16 protein-coding genes are annotated in these 23,266 nt (G+C 65.6%); all 16 read right to left on the bottom strand.

Going from position 1 to position 23,266, the window contains the following annotated elements:
• Window positions 1–15 precede the first annotated feature (15 nt).
• Window positions 16–1,296: a hypothetical protein gene (locus GWC77_RS16150; RefSeq protein WP_173258580.1), complete on the bottom strand. Its 1,281-nt coding sequence runs from the start codon at window positions 1,294–1,296 to the stop codon at window positions 16–18.
• An 8-nt stretch (window positions 1,297–1,304) separates the two neighbouring features.
• Window positions 1,305–3,509, bottom strand: coding sequence for a type VI secretion system Vgr family protein (locus tag GWC77_RS16145; protein WP_173258504.1), 2,205 nt, complete (start codon window positions 3,507–3,509; stop codon window positions 1,305–1,307).
• Window positions 3,488–6,148: a type VI secretion system ATPase TssH gene (gene tssH / locus GWC77_RS16140; protein WP_173258502.1), complete on the bottom strand. Its 2,661-nt coding sequence runs from the start codon at window positions 6,146–6,148 to the stop codon at window positions 3,488–3,490. The genes GWC77_RS16145 and tssH overlap by 22 nt, the downstream gene beginning before the upstream one ends.
• 13 nt (window positions 6,149–6,161) lie before the next feature.
• Complete coding sequence (gene tssG / locus GWC77_RS16135) at window positions 6,162–7,229, bottom strand: type VI secretion system baseplate subunit TssG (RefSeq protein ID WP_254366991.1); 1,068 nt, start codon at window positions 7,227–7,229, stop codon at window positions 6,162–6,164.
• Window positions 7,226–9,097 (bottom strand): type VI secretion system baseplate subunit TssF, encoded by a 1,872-nt coding sequence (gene tssF / locus GWC77_RS16130; RefSeq protein ID WP_173258497.1) that lies wholly within the window; start codon window positions 9,095–9,097, stop codon window positions 7,226–7,228. Before tssF ends, tssG begins: the two co-directional genes overlap by 4 nt.
• Window positions 9,098–9,099: 2 nt before the next feature.
• Window positions 9,100–9,669: a type VI secretion system baseplate subunit TssE gene (tssE, locus tag GWC77_RS16125; RefSeq protein WP_173258495.1), complete on the bottom strand. Its 570-nt coding sequence runs from the start codon at window positions 9,667–9,669 to the stop codon at window positions 9,100–9,102.
• Between the two features lie 16 nt (window positions 9,670–9,685).
• Complete coding sequence (locus tag GWC77_RS16120) at window positions 9,686–10,177, bottom strand: type VI secretion system tube protein Hcp (protein ID WP_173258493.1); 492 nt, start codon at window positions 10,175–10,177, stop codon at window positions 9,686–9,688.
• Window positions 10,178–10,211: 34 nt separating this feature from the next.
• Window positions 10,212–11,714, bottom strand: coding sequence for a type VI secretion system contractile sheath large subunit (tssC, locus tag GWC77_RS16115; protein WP_173258491.1), 1,503 nt, complete (start codon window positions 11,712–11,714; stop codon window positions 10,212–10,214).
• A complete protein-coding gene (gene tssB, locus GWC77_RS16110; RefSeq protein ID WP_173258489.1) occupies window positions 11,707–12,294 on the bottom strand; it encodes a type VI secretion system contractile sheath small subunit in 588 nt (195 codons plus the stop codon). Before tssB ends, tssC begins: the two co-directional genes overlap by 8 nt.
• A 72-nt stretch (window positions 12,295–12,366) precedes the next feature.
• Entirely contained in the window at window positions 12,367–13,407 is a 1,041-nt protein-coding gene (tssA, locus tag GWC77_RS16105) for a type VI secretion system protein TssA (protein WP_173258487.1), read from the bottom strand.
• A 28-nt stretch (window positions 13,408–13,435) separates the two neighbouring features.
• A complete protein-coding gene (locus tag GWC77_RS16100) occupies window positions 13,436–15,316 on the bottom strand; it encodes a serine/threonine-protein kinase (protein WP_173258485.1) in 1,881 nt (626 codons plus the stop codon).
• 69 nt (window positions 15,317–15,385) lie between these two features.
• Window positions 15,386–16,063, bottom strand: a complete 678-nt coding sequence (tagF, locus tag GWC77_RS16095) for a type VI secretion system-associated protein TagF (RefSeq protein ID WP_173258483.1) — start codon at window positions 16,061–16,063, stop codon at window positions 15,386–15,388.
• Window positions 16,060–19,698, bottom strand: coding sequence for a type VI secretion system membrane subunit TssM (gene tssM, locus GWC77_RS16090; protein ID WP_173258481.1), 3,639 nt, complete (start codon window positions 19,696–19,698; stop codon window positions 16,060–16,062). The genes tagF and tssM overlap by 4 nt, the downstream gene beginning before the upstream one ends.
• A gap of 2 nt (window positions 19,699–19,700) precedes the next feature.
• On the bottom strand, window positions 19,701–21,014 hold the full coding sequence (locus tag GWC77_RS16085) for a DotU family type VI secretion system protein (RefSeq protein ID WP_173258479.1): 1,314 nt from the start codon (window positions 21,012–21,014) through the stop codon (window positions 19,701–19,703).
• Window positions 21,015–21,041: 27 nt separating this feature from the next.
• Complete coding sequence (gene tssK / locus GWC77_RS16080) at window positions 21,042–22,412, bottom strand: type VI secretion system baseplate subunit TssK (RefSeq protein WP_173258477.1); 1,371 nt, start codon at window positions 22,410–22,412, stop codon at window positions 21,042–21,044.
• On the bottom strand, window positions 22,409–22,933 hold the full coding sequence (gene tssJ / locus GWC77_RS16075) for a type VI secretion system lipoprotein TssJ (RefSeq protein WP_173258475.1): 525 nt from the start codon (window positions 22,931–22,933) through the stop codon (window positions 22,409–22,411). The genes tssK and tssJ overlap by 4 nt, the downstream gene beginning before the upstream one ends.
• Window positions 22,934–23,266: the final 333 nt, after the last annotated feature.

Genomic DNA, 23,266 nt, shown 5'->3' with positions numbered 1-23,266 from the left:
TGCGCGCGCTCCCCGTCAAGCCTGCGGCACGTTCAGCAGCGCATCGACCTTTTCGCGCAATTCGGGGCGCCGCCTGTCGAACGCGCCCACCCGCCGCGCCATCCACTCGACGACGAGCGGCAGGCTACCTGTCCTGCGCATCGACGCATCCACTCCCAACCCGGCATCGAGCGCGTTAAAGCCCGCCTCGAGCGCGAGCTCGCGCTCGCCGGCCTTATCCCAGCTGTCGGCACACATCCGCCAGGCCTCGACCGTCATCATTGCATCGCGCGCGGCAGCCATCTCGATCGCGGCGCACTCATAGCAACAGGCCGCCTGCGGGAATTCGCTACGGATGAGGTGTACGCTGGCTTCTCCGAACAGCCCGTTCGCCACCAGCTTGTGTCCGGCCTCATGCCCGGCAGCCAAGGCCTGCCTGCCGCATTCCGCCGCATTGCGATAGGCAGCGAGCGCGTTCTCGTCACGACGTTGCTTGAGCCATGCGGCGCCGGCAATCAAATGGAGCACCACGCATTGGTCGAGCCACTGCTCCCGCTCCGCGATCTCCAACGCTCTTGCATGCAGCTGCATCGTCTTGGCGGGATCGCCTTCTCCTATGGTCTCTCCCATCTCTACGAAAAGGCGCCGTAAGTCGGCGCCCGGCCCACGCTCGCCGGACTCCGCCAACAATTCGCGCGGCACGGCCTGCATCGCGTATCGGCCCGCTACGACGCGCACGACGTCCGAACAACGAGCGCTCAGCGACGGCAGCGGACTGTCGGCGCCGCGAGGAACGACAAACCGCAGACGCGCCGATATCCGGGGCATCAGCGCCGCTGCCGCCAGCAGATCGCCGGCCGCCCGTTCGAACATGGTGTCGCCGTTGCGATGCCCGCTTGGCTGCGGTTCCAGCACGAGCACCATGCCGGGGAACAGATCGGGGTGATGACGCATCAAGCTGTCGACGACCTGCATCAGGTACAGCGCACCGTCGCGCGCCGTATTCGCGGGCGGATGCCAATCGGCACGGACTCCCTGCGCGTTCGACGCAGCGCGCCGGCTTTCGTAGAAGTCGATCAGTTCCTGCGCAAGCGCATACGGATATTGCGCGCTGTCCTCGCAGGCCGAGCGCAGTATGATCACCGCGCACGACATCTCTTCTTGCGCCTGAAAATAGAGGCGCACGAGGGGTGCATCGGCGCTGTTCGTCTGCCAGACCATCAGTCGGGCCGATGCTTCCCGCGCGAAAGCAAGCCAGTCCTCATGGGCCAGCATCAGTCGCCGCTCGATCGGATTGGCAGGTTGCCAGCCATGTATGTCGCGCGTCATGGGTTGAGTTTCAGAATTGCGCCCTCGATCGTGTGCTCGCCGCTCGCGGAAGACGTCACGGTCGCGCCCGCGATGCGGTGACTCGCGGCACCGAGCGCACTGACGTTGACACCCTGGATCGTGATGTTCCCAGCCGAGTCCATCGTGATACTGGACTGGCCGCAGATCAGGCTGATGCACTTTCCCGCGACGATCTGCACCTGTTGTTCGACGTTCGTGGACTGGTTCGCCGCCACATTGACGCGCTGCGAGCCGCCGACATTCACGACGTGCTCGCGCGCAATCGACGAGGTCCGCGTGCCGATCTCCTCGGTGTGTGCGGCACTGACGACGGTCGTCATCGTAGTCGCCGCCGTGCGGTACTGCTGCCCGACCGTCAACGTCTTGCTTTGCCCGACTTCCTCGGTCTTCGTCAGCGCGACGGTTTCCGCATGATGGCCGCCTATTGTCGCGCGGCGGTTCGCCCCAATCGTCACCGTTTCGTTTTGCCCGACTTCCCGGCTGCGGTTGCGTCCGACACGCATCGTTTCGTTTGCGCCGACACTCGCCGTCCGATGCTGTCCGACATTCACTGTTTCGTTGTTCCCGACGCTGCGGGTACGGTCGTGTTGTACCTGCGCGGTCTCGTCGCGCCCGACGGTATGAGCATGATCCCGGCCTGTCTTGACGGCATGGTCCAGCTCCGATTCGACATCCAGATTGCGCTCGGCATGCATCCAAAGCTGCTCGGCCCCCTTTCGGTCCTCGAAGCGCAGCGCGTTCGCGTGCGTCGCCCCGCCGCCCGGCGACGAACGCGACAGCAGCCCGCTTTGCGTCGCATTCGCGGGCAAGCCCCACGGCGGCATCCGTTCGCCGTTGTAGACGCGTCCGGTCACGATCGGATAGTCGGGATCGCCATTTAGAAAATCCACGACCACTTCATCGCCGATACGGGGGATCTGCACACCGCCGAATCCGCTGCCCGCCCAGGGGCTCGAGACGCGCACCCAGCAAGACGAGTTCTCGTCGAACTGCCCATAGCGATCCCAGCGGAACTGCAGCTTCACGCGGCCGTATTGGTCGGTCCATATCTCCTCCCCCTTCGCGCCGACGACAGTGGCCGTCTGCGGTCCGTTGGTGCGTGGCCGCGGCGTCGCCCGTGGCGAACGGTAAGGCAGGCTGTGCGGCTGCGCGACGGCCAGTGTGTCGTGCCGCACCTCGTCGTCGGCGCGCTCGCTTGCATAGGGGTTCTCCTGAAAGCGGTACTCGCAACGCACGATCAGGTACTCGCGGTTCTGATCGATGCGTGGGCATCGCTCGAGCGTGAACAGATAGCCGGGCGCCATGCCGCGCACGTTGGTCGATGCGCTGGCCCGTTCATGTTCGGCCTGCAGTTCTTCCAGCCGAACCCGGCCGTAGCGCGTGCCGGGTGCCTCGTCGCGATAGCCGCCAGGCCATTCGAATATCGCGTAGCTGTCGTAGTCGTGCCCGCGCGGGTCCACGCGTTGCGCCAGCAGATCCGCCCGGGGCTTCGTGTAGTCGTAGTCCGTGGCCTGGTGCGTGCCGACACTCACCTGTTGCGCGGGCTGCCAGCTGTCGATATGCTCGCGCTCCGCGATCGCCGTGCGATCCGGGCCGATGAAGGGAATGGTCGCGTAGCCCGGCAGCGTACTGTGCGATGCCATCGCATCGCACAGTACGAGCGTGTGTGTCCCAACGGCGTGCTCGAAGTAGTAGTAAATGCCTTCGGTCTCCATGAGACGCGACACGAACGCGGCGTCGGTCTCGTTGTACTGCACGCAGTATTCGCGCGGTGAGTAGGTTTCGACGAGGCGGTTCTTGATCGGGTAGCCGTAAGGCGCCAGCACTTGCTGCACGATTTGCGGCACGGTCTCGTTCTGGAAGATTCGGCAATCGGAGCGGCGCGTGGCAAGCCATAGCCAAGGGCGGACCACGAGCATGTAGCCGTAGTGCCGCGCGGCACGCCGGCCGTGGAGCTGCGCGTGCGCCACCAGTCCGGTCAAATAGCGCGACGAGCCGTCCTGCTGCTCGATGCGCACAGTGACGGCCTTGCCGAGCAGGTCGGTCAGCGACACGCTATGACTGTCGGCAAGCACCTCGATCCGAAATTCGAAGCATTGCCCGAGCATCTCCTCGCCTTCCAGGCGATGAAACTTCAGCGTGTCGCCAAGCGGGCCCTCTAGCGTGAAGATTCTGGGCATGCGATTTCCTTGTGCTTGAACCGGTAGACGAACTCGCCGTCGGTCGCACTAACCTCGATGGCCGCTAGCGTCCGGCCTTCGATCGTCGCCGTGAGCACTTCGCGGCTGATGCGGGTAAGGAGGGTATGGTTCAGGATGGCATCGACCATGCGCCCACCGGATTCGATCGTGCGGCATCGCTCGACGATCAGCGCAGTGGCCGAATCCGCGCAATGGAATGCAATCCGATGGTGCGCTTCGAGACGGCGTTCGATGCGGCGCAATTGGAGCGCCACGATGCGCGCCAGCATCTCGTCGGTCAGCGGGAAATACGGCACGACCGACAGCCGTCCGAGCAGCGCTGCGGGAAACACTTCGAGCAGCGGGCCGCGCAACGCGTCGGCGAGCGTCGCTGCATCGGGCAGGCGCTGCGGGTCGCGGCACAACTGCATCACGCGCTCCGTGCCGACGTTCGACGTCAGAATGATCACCGTATTCCGAAAATCGATGAACCGTCCTTCGCCATCCTCCATCCAGCCCTTGTCGAATACCTGGAAAAAGATCTCGTGCACGTCGCGGTGCGCTTTCTCGATCTCATCGAGCAGCACGACACTGTACGGCCGCCGCCGAACGGCTTCCGTCAGCACGCCGCCCTGTCCGTAGCCGACATAGCCGGGCGGGGCCCCTTTCAGCGTGGAAACGGTATGCGCCTCCTGAAACTCGCTCATGTTGATCGCGATCAGGTTGTGCTCGCCCCCGTACAACGTTTCGGCAAGCGCGAGCGCCGTCTCGGTCTTGCCGACACCGGAGGGCCCGCACAGCAGGAACACGCCGTGCGGCTTAACCGGGTCGTCGAGGCGCGCACGCGCGATCTGAATCCGTTCCGCAATCGTTTCGACGGCATGGCGTTGTCCGATCACGCGCTCGCCGAGCGTATCGGCAAGCCGCAGGACGGCCTGCATCTCGTTGCTGACCATCCGGCCGAGCGGGATGCCCGTCCAATCCGCGACGACAGCGGCCACCGCATGCGTATCGACGGCGGGCAGCACGAGCGGCGTCTCGCCTTGCAGCTGAGCCAACTCGCGCAGCGCCGCGTCGACCTTGGCTTGCGTATCGGCGCGTACCGAGAGGTCAGGCTCGGGCGTTTCGCTCGATGCGTCGACGAGCAGCGCGTTGCGCCATGCGACGATGCGTGTCAGCGCCTCGCGCTCGGCCTGCCAGCGCACATCGAGCTCTGCGAGCGCGGTCGCTTCGCGGTCGATCGAGGCATCGATCGCCGCGAGCCGCGATTCGTCGCAAAGGCCGAGCGTCCGCTCGCGATCGACCAAGGCGCGTTCGATGCGCAGGCTCTCGATGCGCTGCCGAGCGTCCTCGATCGCGGCCGGCACGCTATGCTGGCTCACGGCAACGCGGGCGCAGGCAGTATCGAGCAAACTGATCGCCTTGTCGGGCAGTTGCCGGGCCGGGATATAGCGGCGCGACAGCGTGACCGCGGCCACGAGCGCGTCGTCGAGCACGAGCACGCGATGGTGCTGCTCGAGCTTGCCGGCGATCCCACGCAGCATCGTCAGCGCCGCAGGCTCCTCCGGCTCGCTCACCTGGACAACCTGGAACCGCCGCGTCAATGCGGGGTCCTTCTCGATGTACTGCTTGTACTCGGACCACGTCGTCGCGCCGATCGTGCGCAATTGCCCGCGGGCGAGCGCGGGCTTCAGCAGATTCGCGGCGTCGCCTGTGCCGGCCGGGCCACCCGCGCCGACGAGCGTATGGACCTCGTCGACGAACAGGATGATGTTGCGCTCGCCCGACATGGCCTCGTCGATGACGGCGCGCAAGCGGCTCTCGAACTCGCCCTTGACGCTCGCGCCGGCCTGCAGCAGGCCGATATCGAGCAAATGGAGTTCGACATCGGCAAGCGGCGGCGGAACGTCGCCCGCGACGATGCGCAGGGCGAACCCTTCGGCGACCGCGGTCTTGCCGACGCCTGCCTCGCCGACCAGCAGCGGATTGTTCTGCCGCCGCCGCAACAGGATGTCGACGATCTGGCGAATTTCCACGTCGCGGCCGAGCACCGGGTCGATCTCGCCTGCACGCGCCCGTGCGGTCAGATCGACGGCGTAGCGCCGCAGCGCCGACTCGCCGGCGCGCGGTGCGGCAGGCTGACCCGAGGCCGGCTGCGGCGCTTCGGGCGAACCGGCGACGATGCTATCGAGTTCGTCGGCCAGCACGTCGGGTACGATGCGTTCGAACTCGCGTGCCGCGGCGTACAGCACATTGCGCAACTGCGGCGTCTTGACGATGCCGAGCAGCAGCACCGCGCCGCGGATGCTCGACGCGTCGTACTTAAGCGTCGCATAGACCCACGCGCGCTCGACGGCGTCATCGATATGCGCCGACAAGTCCGACACGGAACCGGCGCCGCGCGGCAACCGCTCGAGTGCGGTGGCGACACCGCGCTCGACGGCCGCGGTGTCGATGCCGAAGCGACGCAGTACGCGATGCAGATCGCTGTCCGGGTGCTGCAGTATCTGATGCAGCCAGTGGGCGATCTCCACGTACGGATTGCCACGTAGCCGGCAAGCGCCAGTTGCCTGCTCCAGCGTTTGGTAGAGGAATGGGTTCAGTTTCCCGAACAGGGCCATCCGGCCAATTTCGGACATAGGGATTTCCCGTTCAAGCAGATCGAGGTTGAGATTGAAGTGGACGACGGCGGACGGAATAATCGAGCACGAGCTCACGCGCGGGTGCCGGGTCGAGCCGCCGCCCGATCCATGCGCCGAGCCCCAGCGTTTCGCGGCTGCCCAACGCGAGCGCAGGCACTTCGTCGGGCGCGAGTTCCAGCTGCACCTTCCAGTCGAACTCGATGCCCACGTAGTCGCGTACCCATTGTTCGAGCGCGCGCGCCGCTGTGCCGCCCGGCAGAAACCGCCGGTACTCGGCCAGCGTGAGCGGACCGAGCACGATCTTGATGCGCGATTGCGCATCCCGCACCGCGACGCCGAGTGCCGCGCTGCCGAGCGGCGGCGCGAGGTGAGCCTCACCCACCACGCAGCGCTGCGCACGGTCGAGCGGCAACCATTGCGCGACATGCTCGACGATGCGCACGGGCACACCGAAATGGCGCCGCAGGATTTGCGCGAGCCCTTCGGGGTTGCGTGTGTGCCGCACCAGATGGCCCGCGTGAAAATATTGCGCATGCGGCGCGATGTCCTCGTGCATACGCTTGGCGACAGCATCGGGCGCAGCGCGTCCGATGAGGCTCGCGAGATACGCGTCGAAACGCGCGCGCCCGGGACGATCGAGACTCGCGGCCGGTTGCGCGTCGGCCCACGCGCGATAGAACAGCAGAATCAGCCGATGATGAAAGACGTCCGCGAATGCGGCAAAAGTCGGATCGTCATACTGCTGCGCGCGCTCGCGCGCGTATTCGGTCAGATGGAGCGGCAGCGGTCCGTTGGGTCCGAAGAGCCCGAACCCGCGAATCGCCAGATGAGGACGCGCACCGCTGTCGCGCACGCCTGCTAGCATCGCGGGCGCGAAGCCGAGCGACGGCTCGACGCCCAATCGCACCGGCTCGCCGATAGGGCGCGCCGCACGGCCGAGCGGCGCTGCACCGGGCGCTAGCGCATCGAGCCAGCGCAGCGCCTGGAACAGGTCATGCGCGTGCGGTGCGTCGCGCAGCCGCGCCCACCATGAATCGAGCCGCTGCGCATCGGCAGCGCGGGAACCGGGCGCATTCATATCGCGGGTCGCCTGCCGATGCGTGCCGGCCATTGCGTGAGCGTGCCGCGCTGGATGCTGCGCAGCACGCATTCGGCGAAGGAGTTGATCGAGACGTGCCGCGCAAAAAACTGTTCGAGGACCGCGCCGATGAGATAAGGACTGTCACCGGAAAACGCATGATCGTCGACGGTCAGCTCGACTCGCACACCCCGCCCGAACATCACGGGCCCGGCGCCCGGCAGTCGGCGAACCACCGGCGCGAACGCCACGCGAAGCACGCCGTCGATTTGCCTGCGCATCGCCGCATCCGCGGGGTCCGCGTGCAACTCCAGCAACTCGCGCAGCCGCGCCCCTCCCTCTTCGTCGTCGAGGTCCGTCAACGTCTGCCTGGCCAGCCCCAGGTGGCTGATGAGACGCCACGCGCTTTGTTCGTCACCGATCGGCTCGCGCGGTCGAGACGGACCGCGCACCATCGCGATTCGCTCGACCGGGGCGGAGATTCGCAAAGTGAACGCCGAGGTGCCGCCCGGCGGCAGCATGAGCGCGAGATCGCGATTGGTGCACAGCGTATCGACGGCGAGGTAGCGCGTCGCCTCGTCGAATGGCGCGCACTGCGTGTCCACCAGCGACACATAGGTTTCGCTGCCCGCGTAGCCCGTGCGCGTGCCGTGCGTGCGCGCTTGCGACGACATCAGCCGTGGCTCGCGGCGAATCGTGAAATACGCTCCGAAGTTGCCGGCGTCCGAGCCGAAGCTCGCATGGAACGGACGAAATTCGCGCTCCGATCCGTGCTCGAGACGCTCGCCCACGAGCCTCTGAACAGCGTAGACCTCGTAGTCGAGCGGGCGAGTTCGATCCACCACCACGTGATGCTCGCGCGCGCCGGGCGTTACGGCGATCCGGTCCGCCCGGCGTGGAAACAGGTTGACCGCGGGCGTGCAGTAAAGCGCGAGATGGCGTGTATCGACGAGGCTTTCCAGCGCCGCATCGTGCCGGCCCAACAGCACGGTCACATCGAATTCGTCCCCGTGCGCTCGAGCGACGGCGGGCCGCAAACCGTCGATGCTGAAAAACAGGAACCGCGCCGGAAACGCGAAGTACTCGCGCAGAAGACGATACCCGTGAAAACTGCGGCCGTCGTCGGGCAAAAGCGCCTCATCGGCGGCGAAGCCCCGCTGCTCGAGGGCTCCTGCGCTCAAGGCATGCTGCCAGCGCGGCGGACTCGCGGTGTCGTGGCATACGACGCCGAGCGTATGCGCTGCCACCAGCTCTAGCAGTTGCAGCGCATCGCGCTCCGGTCCGGCGAGATGGAACGTCAACCTGTCCAACGGCAAGTCGCGCAGATTCACACCCGCGTGGGCCTTCACCCGAATGCGCAATGCGCTGCACACCCCGCGGCGCAGCGATGGCCCGGCGAGCGACAGGTCGGCCGGTACGCCGGTCAGCGCCACGCGCGTCAATTCGAGCGGCCATAACGTCAGCTCATGCGCTGTGCGAAACTCGCAGGCGGTTTGCTCGCCGTCGGCAAGCCGAGCCTGCAAGGCGGTCCCGGCCGGCAGCCGGTAGCCTTGCGCGACCGTACCCTCGTTCATGCGCGGTGTGAACTGCACGACGGCCATGGACGGCAAAGGCGCCGCATAGCCGGGATAGACGGCCTCCAGCAAGCCCTGCGTAAAGCGTGGAAACTCGGCGTCCATCTTCATCTGAACGCGCGCGGTCAGGAAGCTGAAGCCTTCGAGGAGGCGCTCGACATACGGGTCCGGCGGCCCCGCGTCGTCCATGCGCAGGCGCGCGGCCACCTTCGGAAACTGCTCGGCGAATTCGGCGCCGAGTTCGCGCAGGTAGGCGAGCTCGCGGTTGTAGTAGTCGAGTAGGCGGGTATCCACGCTCAGGCGCCTCCGAGGGATTGCAGCGACACCGCACCCGTCTCGAGGTCGAGATCGGAGCGCAGCACCAACTCGACCGGATAAGGCGAGAGCCAAAGCGTGCCCTTGATCTCGAACGCGAGCACGTTCTGGCGCTGCGCCAACGCGCCGTGGCGCGCGTCGAGCTCCGCGAGGCTGCGAATCTCGACGCTCTGCGGCAACAGACGCGGCTCGAAGCGCAAGATCGCTTCGCGCATCGATGCCTCGATTTCCATGCGCTCGAGGCCCGACATCTGTTTGCCCGCCAGCGGACGCATACCGAAGTTGAGGACCGATGCACGCGCCTCGTCGAACCCGCTCCAATCGATGTGTCCATCTTCCGCATTCGCGGTGTTGAGCAGCCACGCGAGATCGCGCAGCACCGCCGCGCGCAGGCGCTCCCCGCCGATCGCCTGCGCGTCGGGTGCCTCCGCGCGCTGCTGCGGCGCATCGTCGGTCAGCCGATCGAGCAGCGCGGGCTGCAGACGGTCGCGCGTCTTGGCCGGTGTACGCGCCGCAGTCTCTCCCGCGCCGCGCGATAGCGTGTGTTCCATGGAGGTCCTACCGGCCTTACATCTCGGTGTTTTCCTTGATGTTCCAGCCGGCCGACACCTCTGCCCCCTTGCCGCCGGTATCCGTCTGCTGCCAGTACTGCTTCTTGACCTTCGCGGCCTGGAAGCCGTAGTTCATCAGCAGGCGATCCGCGGGATCACTGGGATCGACGCCGGTGACCTGCGCCGAGGTGACGAGCACCTCCTGCAGCGTGATGCGCATGAACTCGAGCTGCTTGCCGCCCGTCTTGCAAGCCGAGATTTCCACTTTGTCCAGATGCTTGCCGGTTACGCAGTTCTTGAGAATCGCGGCTGTTCCCTTGTCCATGTAGGCGACCGCGACGAGGTCGTTGAAGCTCGCCCTTCCCGCGTTGCCGCCGCTGCCGCTCGCCATGGCGCCCGGCTGGCTCGCCCCCCAGGAGAACGACTGGATATCGGTCCAGCCTTTGTGCTGCGAGTCCTCCGATTCGCCGGTCACGCCTTCCACTTTCATAAACAGTGCTACTCCCATCGATCGCTCCTTACGCGTTGATTTCCATTGAGGTTCATGCGGTCGCCGACTTCGCCGACGGCAGCTTCGAAACAAGCCGCAGCGAGACCGTCAGGCCCTCGAGCTGGTAATGCGGCCGCAGGAAAAACTTCGAGGCGTAGTACCCCGGGTTGTCTTCGATCTCTTCGACGACAACCTGCGCCGCGGCCAGTGGCTTGCGCGCCTTGGTTTCCTGCGACGAGTTGGCGGGGTCGCCGTCCACGTAATTCATGATCCAGTCGTTGAGCCAGCGCTCCATGTCGGAGCGCTCCTGGAACGAGCCGATCTTGTCGCGCACGATGCACTTGAGGTAATGGGCGAAGCGGCAGCATGCGAACAGGTACGGCAGCCGGCCCGAAAGGCGCGCGTTGGCCGTAGCGTCGGGGTCGTGATATTCGGCCGGCTGCAGCAGCGATTGCGCACCGATGAACGCCGCGAAATCCGAATTCTTGCGATGCACGAGCGGCATGAAACCGTTCTTCGCGAGCTCCGCCTCGCGCCGGTCGCTGATGGCGATCTCGGTCGGGCACTTCAAGTCCACGCCGCCGTCGTCGGTCGGGAACGTGTGGCACGGCAACTCCTCCACGGCGCCGCCCGATTCGACGCCGCGAATCGACGAGCACCAGCCGTACAGCTTGAACGAGCGATTGATGTTGGCTGCCATCGCATAAGCGGAGTTGGCCCAGGTGTAGCGGCCGTGACTCGCGCCGTCCGTTTCCTCTTCGAAATCGAATTCGTCGACCGGATTGGTGCGCGCGCCATACGGAAGCCTCGCAAGAAATCGCGGCAGTGCAAGGCCCAGATAACGCGAGTCGTCGGACTGGCGCAGGCTGCGCCAGGCGGCGTACTCGGTATTCTGAAAAATCTTCGTGAGATCGCGCGGATTCGCGAGTTCCTGCCACGAATCCATCTGCATGAGTTCCGGCGACGCCCCACCGATGAACGGCGCGTGCGCGGCGGCGGCGATCTTCGCGAGCTCGCCCAGCATCGCAACGTCGGGTGGGCTGTGATTGAAATGGAAATCTCCGACGAGGCAGCCGAACGGCTCGCCGCCGAACTGTCCGTATTCCTCCTCGTAGACCTTCTTGAAGAGCGGGCTCTGATCCCATCCCACTCCCTTGTAGCGCTTGAGCGTGCGTGCCAGTTCGTTTCTTGCCACCGGCAGCACCTTGATTTTCAGCAGCTCGTCGGTCTCGGTCTGATTCACGAGGTAGTGGAGCCCGCGCCAGGCTCCTTCGAGCGCTTGGAACGATTCGTGATGCAGGATCTGATTGATCTGCTCGCTCAGCTTGCGGTCGATTTCGGCGATGATCTGCTTGACCGTCCCGTAGGCATCGCTCGTCACACCGACTGTATTTTCGAGCGCCTGCTGAGCGAGCGTGCGTACCGCACGCTCGACCGACTCGCGCGCCTGCTCTGTCTTCGGCTTGAACTCCTTTTGCAGCAGCGCGGCGAATTCGGCCTGCGCGGCGGGCGGGGCGCTCTCGCGCTCAACGAGGGTTTGCATGCGCTCAGTCATGACGGCTCTCCGGCTGCGACCCCGCATCTTCGACTTCGGAGGTCTGCGCACCACGCTCCGCGCTGTCTTGCGCAGCGTGGCGCGCCAGCGACTGCAGCAGCGCCGGATCGTTGATCGCGTTCTCGATCAGTTGCTCGGCGCCGTGCTTGCCATCCATGTACGACAGCAGGTTCGACAGCTCGGTGCGCGCGTCGAGCAACTGCCGTAAGGCGTCGACGTTGCGCGCGATCGCCGCCGGCGAGAAATCGTCCATACGCTCGAACGTCATGTCGACATTGAGCAGGCCGTCGCCCGTCAACGTGTTCGGCACTTGAAAAGCGACGCGCGGTGCAATCGACTTCATTCGCTCGTCGAAATTGTCGATATCGATCTCCAGGAACTTGCGCTCGGCCAGATCCGGCAACGGCTCGGCCCGCTTGCCGGCCAGCTCCGAGAGCACGCCCATCACGAAGGGCAGTTGAACCTTGCGTTCGGATCCGTACGTCTCGACGTCGTACTCGATCTGCACTCGCGGTGCGCGGTTGCGAGCGATGAACTTCTGTCCGCTCGCTGTCTTGGCCTTTTGCTTGTCGGTCGTCATATGCTCCTCTTTCCGGCTCGCGCCGTTGAACGTTGAAAGTGCCGCCCTATCGGCCGCTCGTCGTCGAACCCGTCATTCGCCGCGCTGCCCGCTCAGCTCGTCGAGCCGAGGCAGGCTCTCGGGCACGAGATCGCGGATGATTTCGTAAAAGTCCAGCGTCAAGAGCCGTTGAGCGCGGCGCAGCAAGATCGGCGCGGGGTGGCTGGGCTCGTGAACCTCGAAGTAACGGCACATTTTTTCGAGGCCGATGCGTACGTCGTCGCGGCTCGACAGTTCCGCCGCTTGCCAAAGACGGGCATGACGCGCGCTTCCTGTCGGGTCCGCCTGGCCCTGTCCGCCCTCCGCTGCAGTCGGATCCCCCGTTGTGGATGCGACATCTAAGTGTTGTGTGCCGGCCGCAGCCAGCAGGTCATGCCGAATCCGCCGCAGCGTCTTTTCGCATTCGCTCGCATCGAACGACCATTCCTGTCCGAGTCGAGCCGCGACGCACGCGCGAATGGCGTCGATGGCATCGAGCGCATCGAGCCCGGCTCGTAACGCCGGCTGCCCCGCTTCGTGCGAGCGCAGCAAGTCCGCCTGCAAACGATCGCATCCGCCGGGGTAGCGCTCGAGCTCGGCACCGAGGCCGTCGATCACGCGCCCGGCATCGCGCACGCTGAGGGTATCGATCAAGCTCTGCGCCCGCGCCGCCTGCGCGCAGCCATGGGCGCCCACCATTTCGGCCAGCGCGTTCATGCGCGGCGTGGGATCCGCCTCGCCGTCGCTGTCGAGCCGGGGATGCACGTCTTCCCACCATCGCTCGACGAGCGCCGCGGCGACATGAAGGCCATCCGCGTAACCCACGAGGCCGCGTAGCTCGATCCAACTGCGCGTCAGGTGCGACGCGATGCGCAGGTCCTTCGTGCGGCTGAACAAGGCGAGCGCAAGCCGCTCGACGGCTACCCAGTCGGGCGCCTCGGCAGGAATCACCGTGTCGCCGTATTGCTGCTCGGGCTTGCCTACGGCACTTTGCTCGAGCGCGAGGTACTCCGGTTCGTACTCGAGGTTCGGCCCGCATGGCGCGTCGTGCTCGATCTCGGCAAGCAACGCTTCGACCCGTTGTGCTCTGTCCATGGCTTTCCTGTCTATGAATCGTTCCATGTCACTCGAATGCGTAGTCGATGTTGATCGACTTGCTGCCCGGGTCGACCCTCAAGGTACGGCGCAGCGGCGGCAGGCTGCCGTTGCGGACCTCGATCTGATAGACGCCGGGACTCAGTGCCAACGATCTGAGTGGCGGGCTCACGCCGCGCTTGACACCGCCGACATAGATTTCGCCCCATGGCCGGATGTGCAGGCGCACGAAGACCGTATCGGCGACTTTGAGCGGCTGCGGCGCGGATGCCTGTACCGGTGTGGAGGCGCTTTGCGCGCTGGCGCCTGCCGGCGCGACGACGGACTCCGATGCGTCGAGGCTGGCGGCCGGCGCTTCACGGCTCGCGGCCGCCGCCGGTTGCGCGGCGGGCGTACCGCTCGCGCTCGTCGTGAACGACAAGTCGCGCTGAGGCGCCGCCGTGGCCGGTGCGGGCGCCGCGGAAGCCGTTTGATGTTGGCCGGCGACTGTTGCAGTGGCCGCTGCGCCCGAGACGATTCGCGCGGCGCTCGGTCGCGCGCCCGCCGATGCCGATACCGGCGCGGTCACCGGCTTCGCCGGCTTGGCGAAGTGTGCGATGGCAACGGTGCCCGCTACGACCGCGATCAGCGCGGTTCCGGCTAAAAGCCGAGGTGTGGGCCCGAAGCGGTGGGCTACTCGATCAGCGAGTTTGGCGATGCCCGTTCGGGCCTCGGCGGGTTGCGTCGCGCGCACGCCGGGCGGCTCCCCTGTTATCTCTGGCGCTTGCTGTCGTGCGAGCGCGGCGGCCGTCGTCGATTCGATCGCAGGTGGCGGTTCGGCCGTAGGCGCTGCCCCGACCGAAGGTGCCGATTCGGCCGAGCACGTCGATTTGGCCGGACGCGCCGATTCGGCCTCGGGCGCCGATTCGACCTCAGGCGCAAGTTCGACAGCAGGTGATGTCGAGGGCGCAGACGGATACGAGCCGCGATCGAAATCATGCAGGCCGAGTTCGGCGGCAAACTCGGCGATCGATTCGGGCCGATCCGCGATACGCAGTTGCAACGCGTGGTCGATCGCCGCGAGGAACGGCAAACTGTACCGCTCTCGCTGCGGCAACGCGCGCGCTGCAAGCGGCTGGTAATTGTCCTGGATGCTGCGCACGACGGCCGCCGGCGGCAGCTCGCCCGACACCATCGCATGCAGCACGGCGCCCAGCGCGTAAAGATCGGTCCACGGGCCCTGGCTGAAAGCCGGATCGTCGGTGTACTGCTCGATCGGCGCATACCCGGGCTTGAGCATCATCGCGCTGTCGTCGACGACATCGCCGATCTTCTTGCGCGCCGCGCCGAAATCGAGCAGCACGGGCTTGCCGTCGGGCCGGATCAAGATGTTGTCGAGCGAGATATCGCGATGAAAGCACTGCGCGCGGTGCAGCGTATCGAGCGCGCCGAGCAAAGCGGCAACGATGTCGCGCAGTTCGGCCTCGCTCGTCCGCACGCCGCCGTCGAACATCTGCTTGAGTGTGCGGCCCTCGTAGAACGGCGTCACCATGTATGCCGTGCCGTGACTGGCGCCGAAGTGCAAGACCTTCACGAGACCCGGGTGATCGAACTGCGCGAGCAGCCGCGCCTCGTTGAGAAACGCGCTCCTGCCCGCGTCGAACGCCTGCGCGAAGCGCTCCGAGCGCAGCGCGACAGTCTGGTCGCCGTCGCGTACCGCAAGCATCGAGGGCATGTACTCCTTGATCGCCACCACCCGCTGCAGCGCCAAATCGAACGCACGATAGACGATTCCGAAGCCGCCGCCGCCGAGCACCGCCTCGATCTGCAATTCGCCGAGCCGATGGCCGAGCGGCAGCGGCCGCACGGCCTGTCCGGCCACGGCGACGCCTGCGTCCTGTTCGTTTTCCCTCGATAGCTGTTCCGTCATTTGCGACCTCTTGAACCGTTCTCCTCCCACGCTGTTCGCGCAGGCCTTCTCTCGTCGCCGCGCGTTCGGCTAACCATCCGGCTGCGCGCCGAATAGCCTGACGAACAGCCGCGCGTCGGGCACACCGGTATGCGCATGCGTGCGCAATGGGGAGCCGTCGATGCGATGAGTCCACCAGAAGCTCGTCGCCCCGTGCGGATCGAAGTACTGCGACAGCGCGGGCCATGCGACCGGCTCGGCCGACGGCGCGGCCTCGCTCGCCCAGGTCGAGCTGCCACCGACCGCGCCGCGCGGCAGGAGCCGCGCTTGCGCAAGCGCCTGCTCGAAGTGCCCGGGCGAATGCGCGAAGCGGATCGTTTCGATCAGAGCGATACCGATCTGCCGATAAAACGCGTCGGCGTCATCGGGCAATCCGCTCCAGTAGTCCGCCACCGCGATCGGTTGGGTGACGATCAGCGGGTAATAGCGCCCGACGCGATCGCAACTCGGCGCGAGACACCCGGCTTGAACGCACGATGCTCCGGCGCCTGCGGGAATCAGGAAATTCCACGCCGGTGCGATCGTGTAATAGCGCTCGATCTCGCCCGCGCCGCGCTGCCGCATTGCGCTCACGCCTAGCTGCATCCAGCGCTCCCACCAGAGCGCAAGCTCGTGCGGCAGCCGTCGGTTGACGAAGTCGCCGGCGCTCGGAATCTTCCCGTACCAGGCTGGCAACGTCGCGTCGTCGGACATAGGGACAGCGCTCATGACTTCGCCGGACACGAAAACGACTCCATCTGCGGCAGCCGGAACGGGTTGCGGATGCTGCCGGCCGTCACGCGTAACGACAACGGCTTGCCGTCGACGGTGAAGCTTGCGACCATCTGCTCGGGCGCACGCCCTAACGAAAGCGACGCGCGATCGAAGAGTCGATGCAGCGCCCACGGTCCTTCGGTCATGAAGCCGCCGGTCGCGCCCGACTGCTCGAAGACCTGCAGCCGGACCTGGTTGCTGCCGCGCGGACCGGGCCACTGCACCGTGGCCGGTACCTGCGGCCCGTGCGCATAGCGGATGATTTGTCCGTCGACGTCGAGGACCATCTCTGTAATCGACGGGTCCATGTCGAGCGGCATGATCTCGACCTTCAATTGCGCATCGTGGCTTGCACCGGCGAAGTAGACATCGCGGATCACGGCCGCTTTCTCGAACGACGCAAGCATCGCCGCGTCCGACGGATTCGCGTCGGTCGGACGGTTGTCGAAGCGCCAGGGCTGGGCCGACGTATTCACGAGCGTTTGCAGGTGTTTCTGGAAAAAGTCGTCCATCAGTGCGCCCGGCGCAAACAGATGAGCGAAGTCCGCCGGCGCGACATCACGCGCCGCACCACGCGCGAATGGGTAGCGTCCCGCGATGGCCTGCCGGCAGAAGTCGCCGACGCTCGTGCCCGCGCTTTGCGCGATGTTCTTCTGTTCGACGGCGGCGACATTGCCGTTCGCCGCATTCGAAAGGTCGTAGAGCATCTCGCGCACCGGCGTCGGCAAGCGCCCTGCCTGTGCGCGGACCTGGTCCATGGCGCTGGACGGCGGCGGCGTCGCGCCACCGCGCAGCGCGTCGTCGGTTGCCGACAGGTAGGTGTAAAGCGCATCGATCATCTTGAGCGTCGTATCCAACGGCCCCGCCCCCTGCTCGCCCTTGCCGCCGCTGGCAGGCGCCAGCGCGCGCAAGCCGGCGAAATGGGCGTCGACCGCGTCTTCGGGCCGAGTGGGCGACGGTGCGCTACGCGTGTCGCCTGCCGGCACGCCCCCGAAAACCTGCGCGAGCGAGCTTCGGGCTTCGCCGACCTTGTCCTGCACCTGCACCTCGAGCGCGTGCTCGCCACCGCCGTCGGCCTCCCCGAGCGCTGTTTCGCGTGCCAGCGCACGAACGAGGCGCACGAGCGGCGAATCCTGCGAGGACAGCATCCGTGCAATCTGGATGCTCTGCGTGAGGGTGGCGCCGCGCTGCAGGGCGATGTCGGCCAAATAATCGTCCCAGGTCTTGACGTAGTCGTTCAGGTAGAGCTGTCGGATGTTGCGCGCCCAGTTGGCTTCGTCGGCCGCACTCGGAACTTCGGAGGCACCCCGATTCAGCACCCACATTTCCTCACGGCCGAAACGGTCGATCTCGTCGTTCAGCCGCTTGGCGAACACGTTCCAGTAGCCCTCGGGCGTATAAAGACCGGGGACGCCCTCGTCGAGCCCCTTGCCGCTGCGACGCCGGAACACGAGCGACGCGTCCGGCCCCACTGCCTGCGCGACGCTGAAGTCGTAAGCCGCCGTGCTCGCGCGCATCGTGCTGGCGAGCTGGCCGTAGAGCCGTTGCGAGAATGGGATCTGCCGCAGGCGGTCGCGCACGTCGGCGACGAGGCGCTCGTTCATCGGAAACGGCGACACGGCAACACGATCGCCGAACAGCGAGGCCAGATGTGAGCGCAGGGACGCACGTTGCGCTACCGGAAAGTCGGCCGGCAGCGAGCGCTCCAGTTCGAGGTCCACGACTGCCTGCACGAATGCCGGGTCGTAGTGCGCGCTTTCGTACAGCATCAGATAGGCTTTCAACGCTGCATACGCGTATTCGCCGCTCCCGTTGCGGGCCTCTTGCAGCGCCGATTCCATCCGGCGCGCAGCAAGCGGCAGCAGCACGTTCTCGAGCGCGCGGCGATAGACGGCGTCGGCGGCCTCCTCGATCTTCTCGCCCTGGAACAGTCCCCATCGATACGCGAGCGGCGGACGATGCAGGTCGAACCGCTGCGAGGCCGGCAATGCCCGCAACTTATCGAGCGCAGGCAGCAGACGTGCGATATCGTCGGCATCGGCGAGTTTCGCGCGGCTGACCTCGGCATCCACCACCGGCACGCGCGCGGCCACCTCGTCCAGATACAGGCGATTGCGTGTGTAGCTGCGCATCCAGGCCGCGACCGTCAGGCACAGCACGAGACCGAGCGCGACATAGCCGGCGATTCGCAGCGCGCGCCGCCGTTCATGCCAGCGCATGTTGGTGCCGGCCAGCGCCGCCTCACGGAAGATGTGTTCCTGCAGCAGGTTCTTCAGGAAAAAACTGCGCCCCGTCGAGCCGGCTTGCGCCGCAGGCGGCACGCCCTCGATCTTCAGATAGCGCTTGATGCCGCTCATCACGCGGTCGAATGCCGTGCCCTCCTGCGTGCCGCTCGTGAAATAGACGCCGCGGAGCAACGGCATCGGCTCGAGGCTCGACACCGAAAACACTTCGGCCACGAACTGTCCCAACATGTCCTGCAAGTCCGCGAATTGCTGCGGCAGCAGATAGGCCATCTCGCAATGGCGAGCGTCGCTTTGGCCGCTGAGCAGTTCCGGCAACGCGTCGTTCAAGCGCCGATTCAGCAGTCGATACTCGCGATCGAATGCTTCGCGCAAATCGAACGTGGGTGCGCCGCTCTCACGCAAGGCAAACGTGAAACCCCAGACTTGCGCACGCTCGGTCCGCCCGAACGCGCTGAAATATTCCATGAAGCCGGCGAGCAGATCGGCTTTCGTCACGAGTAGATAGACAGGGAACTGAATGCCAAGCTGCGCGCGTAACTCCTGCAGACGCCGGCGCAGCACCATCGCGTGCTGCGTGCGCTCCGCTTCGGAGGCGCTCAGCAAATCGGCTACGCTGATGGTCAGCATCGCACCGTTCAAAGGCTGGCGGGCGCGGTACTTCTTGAGCAGCTCGACGAACCCGTTCCATTCGCCTTCGTCGAGCGCGCGGTTGCTTTCGTGCGTCGTGTATCGGCCGGCCGTGTCGATCAACACCGCATCGTTCGTGAACCACCAGTCGCAATGGCGCGTGCCGCCCACGCCGCGAATCGCCGCACGGCCGAACTGCTCCGCAAGCGGAAAGCTGAGCCCCGAATTGACGAGCGCCGTGGTCTTGCCCGATCCGGGTGCACCGATGAAGACGTACCAGGGCAACTGATACAGATACTGACGCGACATCCGTTCGAACCAGCTCGCCACCCCTTTGCGCGCGCCGTCGACCCGGCCGAAGCTGACGCGCTTCAGCAGCGTCGCAGCTTCGTCGAAGCGGCTGCGCAACTCCTCCAGGTGCGGTTGCGCCGGCTCCTGACCCGCCGCGCGCGAGCTCGCGCTACGCAACTGATTCAGCATCTGCGTATTGAGCTGCGCGGCTCGCCAGCGACGCCAGGCGAAGCGTATCGCCCACGCCGCGAATATCAAGCCGATGACCGAGCAGCGCACCCATGCGCTTTCGAGTGGACGGTAACCTGCAAACGCGAACAGCGGGCCGGCAATCCAGATCAGGACAGCGAGCACGACGAGGCCCGCCAAGGTCATTGCTTCACCTCGCCGCAGCGCACGCGCAATACGCTCAAAGACTTGGCTCATGCTCAGTGCGTCTCCGTGGCTGCCGATGCCGCGCTGTCCACAGGGGCGAGCATCAGCGTAATCTCTACGCGCCGGTTACGGGCGCGCCCGGCCGGACTGTCGTTGGGTGCGATCGGGTCGAGCGCGCCGCGTCCTTGCGCGACGACGCGCTGCGGCTGACCGAGCCGGGCCGCGAGCAGGCTGCGAACCGCTTCGGCCCGCTCGCGCGAGAGGTCCCAATTCGATGCGAAGCGCACGGTATGCACGGGGATATCGTCTGTGTACCCTGTCACGCGAACATTGCCCGGCACACGGTTCAAGGCGTCCGCGATGCGGGTGAGAACCGGCAGGTATCGACCGATCACATCCACCGAGCCCGATTCGAACAAGCCGTCGCCGCGCAGCACCACGACGCTGCGATCTGCTTCATCGCGCACGGTGACGAGACCGGCCTGTATCTCGGGCTCGAGGAATCGCGCGAGGCGCGGCGGCGGCGCGGGACGCGGCACCGGCGGGCTCGGCTGCAATTGCGGCAAATGCAGCGAATCGATCGATGCGAACAATTGATCGGAATGGCTCGCGAGCATGATGCGCAATGCGCCGAACACGCCCAGGCACACAAGCAGCGCAAGCGCCGCGCACACCCATAGGGGCACGGCGGGACCCCGCACGGCTTCGCGCGTGAGTTCGTCGCGCCAGTGCGGAGAGAGTGCCGGGTCGTATTCGCCGCGCACTGAACGGATCGTCTGCGCGAGTTGCTGCCGAAGCGCCTCCAGTTGAGACCGGCCGTTGTCGAGAACTCGATAGCGTCCTTCGAAGCCTAGCGCCAGACAAAAGTAGAGCAGTTCGAGCAACTCGATATGCTGACGCGGCTGTTGCGAAAGACGTTCGAGCACTTGGAAGAATTTTTCGCCGCCCCACGTCTCGTTGTGAAACAGCACGAGCAGGCTATGCGCCGACCAGACGCCGCCGCCCCATGGCGTGAGCGCCGCAACTTCATCGAGCGCGGTGCACAGACAATAGCGCGCGCCGATGATCGCCTCGGGCGCGACGCCGGCCTCCTGAGCCCGCGCTTCGAACCGGCGAATCTCCGTTGCGAGATGTTCGCGCAACCAGGCGGGGTTCGGGTGATGCACCGTCGAGCGAATCTGCGGCAGCAGGTTCAGCAGCGGATTGGCCGCTGCGACGAGCGGATTCGTGCCGCTCGCGGCCCACTGGCCGGGCGCCGGCTCGGCGTCCGCGCGCGCGGCCGACGGTCCAGGCGGCTGCGCGCCTCCGGGATTCGGCGCAACGAAGCCGCCCGCACCGGCGGCAAACGAATCGGAAGAGTAGTTCATCGAAAATGTCTGCTTCTAATCCAGCTATTAGCCCCGGATCGCCCAAAGCGCCATCGACAGCGCGGGAAAATCGCCGGCGATGTGAAAGGCCAGCCCGCCCGAGCGCTCCAACTGACGCCAAAGCTCGCTGCCCTTGTCGATTTCGAAATAGGTGTGGCCGGCGTGGTAGGGAATTTGTCGCGGTGCGACCGGCAGTTGCCGCATGCCGATGCCCGGCAGTTGCAAATGCACGAGGTCTTGAATGCGCTCGACGGGACCCACCTTCGCCTGCGCGGGAAAGCGCTCACGCAACGTCTCGGCCGGCACGTCGGCGTGCACCGCGAGCACGAAACCGGCGTGTTCGCGCAATGCTGGATCGGCAATTACGGCAACCCGGACGCGATTGCCTGCGTCCGTCAGCTCGAGTTGGATCGCGTTCTGTTCAAGCACAGTCGACAGCGAGCGCCGCAGCTCGACCATCAGCGCAGCGAAGCTCGCATGCAGATCGTCGTGGCAGTAGACCGGCAAGACCTGCGGACGTCTGCCCGCAGCCGTGAACGTGCTGAGATCGCAGGCGAGCTTCAGCCAATCGCAAAAGAGCGTCTCGGGGTGTACGACCACCTCCTGCTGCGCGTGCCAGGTGAGCGCCAGATAGCGGTTGACGAGTTGCAGCAGCAGAAAGTCCGCCACTTCGGAAACGCCCGCACGGCCCGGCTGCGCAAGCCGTTCGCCTAGCGCCTCGCCGCGTTGCGACAGCAGTGCATGCAGTTCGCGCGTATAGCCCACCAGCACCGGATCGCGAGCCGCGACGAGCCTCGGCGGAATATAGGTTTCGTCGACGAGCAAACGCCCGTCCGTGCCGCGCTCGATGACGCGTATCGCGCCGAGCGCCTGCCACTCCCCGCTCAACTCCGATTCGAGCATGAGCCGTGCATTGAGGCGGCCCGTTTGCACGAGTGCCGGACCAAGTGCAACGGTATTGGCGTCCGCCACCTCGTGCTCGCGCACCAGATAGCGCGCCAGATCCGTATGCGTTTCGCCGCCGAACGATATCTCTTCGGCGCCACCGCGCCATAATGGCAGCGCCAGCACGACGAGTTGGTTCTTCGCGTGCGCGGGTACGTCCAACGGCTCGGGTCGGTCCTCTGGGTGCGCCAAGTCGAATGGCGTGCCGTCGCGCATGACGCCTGACGCCGCGAGCAAAGCGATTTTGCCGAGCGCGAGCAGATCCCGATCGATCTCGAGTTCGTCGAAGCCCCAGAAAAATCCTTGAAGTGCTGCGCAACGCACGCGGACATAGCGTTCCCAGTGCCGCTCCAATTGCTGGAAATGCTGGGGCCGCAAGAACATTCCCTCGGTCCAGACCACGCGCTGGCGCAACGCCGCAACCGATGTCGAAGACGAAAGCGCTTCGCTCATGAACCGCCTCGCTTGTCGTTGCCGAGCGCCAAGCCACCGCTCCTGACGGCGATCGTCACTTTCATCTCGCTGGGCGAGGTCTGCCAAAAACGGTAGAAGTTAAGTTGTTTCGGCTGCGGCAGCGCGACGGTCAGCTTCCAACGATTCTGCTCGAGCGAGCGATACTCTGCGACGACGCCGAGCGCATGCGCCTCCACATTGCCCACATAGCGCAGCGTCCGCGATTCGCCCGGGCGCAGGATGACGCGCTCGACGCTCAAGAGCTCGCCGCCGAGGGCCGCATCCGGTTTGCTCTGCAACGAAAAGAAGTCGGCGCCCTCGAATGCCGATGCGGTCTTCAGTTGGAAGACCTTCAGTACGATCGGTGCAGGGTTGCGGTTCGTATCCCGATTCACGTCTGCAGCGACATCGAACGTGACCGAATAGGGCGCCGCGGCCAGGTGCTCGGTCGCAGCGCAGCCCGGGAGCAATACGAGACACGCCGACAGAATCCGGCCGGCAGGCCATTGCCAGTGAGTCATTTGATGTTTCCTACGCTTGATATCTGGCACTTCGCTTTATCGACATGGAAGATCGCCTAATTCAAGCAAACAAATTTAATCCGCGACATAAAAAAACTTTATACGCGACAGCTTCGCTCGGATGTTGATACGCAATAAAACGCCCCTCAGCCGAGCATATTCAGGGCCGATAAGGATCAATATTCCAGCAGTGAACTACCCTTTTTATGCCTCTTTTGAATTCCGAGTGGGTGATGTTAGCGGGTCAAGGGCGGGCGTAAGCCCGGCGCAGCGAACCCTTGAGGCGCTCTGAATCGACAAGCTGAGGTATGGCTGGTTGCGGCAGAATGCGGC

Origin of the sequence: Paraburkholderia sp. NMBU_R16 (genome assembly GCF_013282575.1) — a bacterium.
Taxonomy (GTDB): Bacteria; Pseudomonadota; Gammaproteobacteria; order Burkholderiales; family Burkholderiaceae; genus Trinickia.
The sequence above is the reverse complement of the archived record's forward strand: the minus strand, read 5'-3'. Positions and strand labels throughout refer to the sequence as shown.

What these genes read in the sequence shown, in the direction of transcription:
- tssJ (WP_173258475.1), bottom strand. Translation starts at nt 22,933, where the DNA reads ATGACTCACTGGCAATGGCCTGCCGGCCGGATTCTGTCGGCGTGTCTC.
- tssG (WP_254366991.1), bottom strand. Translation starts at nt 7,229, where the DNA reads ATGAATGCGCCCGGTTCCCGCGCTGCCGATGCGCAGCGGCTCGATTCA.
- tagF (WP_173258483.1), bottom strand. Translation starts at nt 16,063, where the DNA reads ATGAGCGCTGTCCCTATGTCCGACGACGCGACGTTGCCAGCCTGGTAC.
- tssC (WP_173258491.1), bottom strand. Translation starts at nt 11,714, where the DNA reads ATGACTGAGCGCATGCAAACCCTCGTTGAGCGCGAGAGCGCCCCGCCC.
- tssM (WP_173258481.1), bottom strand. Translation starts at nt 19,698, where the DNA reads ATGAGCCAAGTCTTTGAGCGTATTGCGCGTGCGCTGCGGCGAGGTGAA.
- tssK (WP_173258477.1), bottom strand. Translation starts at nt 22,412, where the DNA reads ATGAGCGAAGCGCTTTCGTCTTCGACATCGGTTGCGGCGTTGCGCCAG.
- tssH (WP_173258502.1), bottom strand. Translation starts at nt 6,148, where the DNA reads ATGTCCGAAATTGGCCGGATGGCCCTGTTCGGGAAACTGAACCCATTC.
- GWC77_RS16085 (WP_173258479.1), bottom strand. Translation starts at nt 21,014, where the DNA reads ATGAACTACTCTTCCGATTCGTTTGCCGCCGGTGCGGGCGGCTTCGTT.
- GWC77_RS16100 (WP_173258485.1), bottom strand. Translation starts at nt 15,316, where the DNA reads ATGACGGAACAGCTATCGAGGGAAAACGAACAGGACGCAGGCGTCGCC.
- GWC77_RS16120 (WP_173258493.1), bottom strand. Translation starts at nt 10,177, where the DNA reads ATGGGAGTAGCACTGTTTATGAAAGTGGAAGGCGTGACCGGCGAATCG.
- tssA (WP_173258487.1), bottom strand. Translation starts at nt 13,407, where the DNA reads ATGGACAGAGCACAACGGGTCGAAGCGTTGCTTGCCGAGATCGAGCAC.
- tssB (WP_173258489.1), bottom strand. Translation starts at nt 12,294, where the DNA reads ATGACGACCGACAAGCAAAAGGCCAAGACAGCGAGCGGACAGAAGTTC.
- tssE (WP_173258495.1), bottom strand. Translation starts at nt 9,669, where the DNA reads ATGGAACACACGCTATCGCGCGGCGCGGGAGAGACTGCGGCGCGTACA.
- GWC77_RS16145 (WP_173258504.1), bottom strand. Translation starts at nt 3,509, where the DNA reads ATGCCCAGAATCTTCACGCTAGAGGGCCCGCTTGGCGACACGCTGAAG.